This window comes from Wolbachia endosymbiont of Tuta absoluta, assembly GCF_059414725.1.
On the sequence record NZ_JBNRJY010000479.1, the window covers coordinates 1 to 356 of the forward strand.

The window sequence follows — 356 nt, forward strand, 5'->3', positions numbered from 1 at the left end:
TTATTAAACTGACAAGGCTAAAAGGTTTCCTACAAAATAAACGGGCACATTATTTATACATATCTTCTTTCTAAGGAAAACGGTACAAGAAATTTCCATCATTTGTCGTCTGTCTTTTCTCTTAGTTGAACTGCTACTTCTTGTCCCATTTTAAACATTCTTTCTTTTATAAATTCACTACGCCAAAGCTTTATGGCTGATTCCCTACTTTCTTCAAAATTTTCCACTTCCTTCTGTTTTGGGCAGTAAGAGTCCAGCCTGGCCACCTTTTTGATGTTATCTTTCCATCTCATCTGTGGCTTCTGATCGATCTAGTTCCTCACCCATGGTTGCTTATTATACACAATTGAATAGGT

The 356-nt window shown here is 36.2% G+C and carries 1 protein-coding gene; it reads right to left on the reverse strand.

The window, feature by feature from the left end; all coding sequences use genetic code 11:
- Positions 1–98: 98 nt before the first annotated feature.
- The gene (locus tag ACJ5GX_RS05255) at positions 99–293 is read right to left on the reverse strand and encodes a hypothetical protein (protein ID WP_495292775.1); all 195 of its coding nucleotides are present in this window, start codon (positions 291–293) and stop codon (positions 99–101) included.
- Positions 294–356 lie beyond the last annotated feature (63 nt).

Bases quoted from the DNA above. Each gene is read 5' to 3' on its own strand.
- ACJ5GX_RS05255 (WP_495292775.1), bottom strand. From the start codon at position 293: ATGAGATGGAAAGATAACATCAAAAAGGTGGCCAGGCTGGACTCTTAC.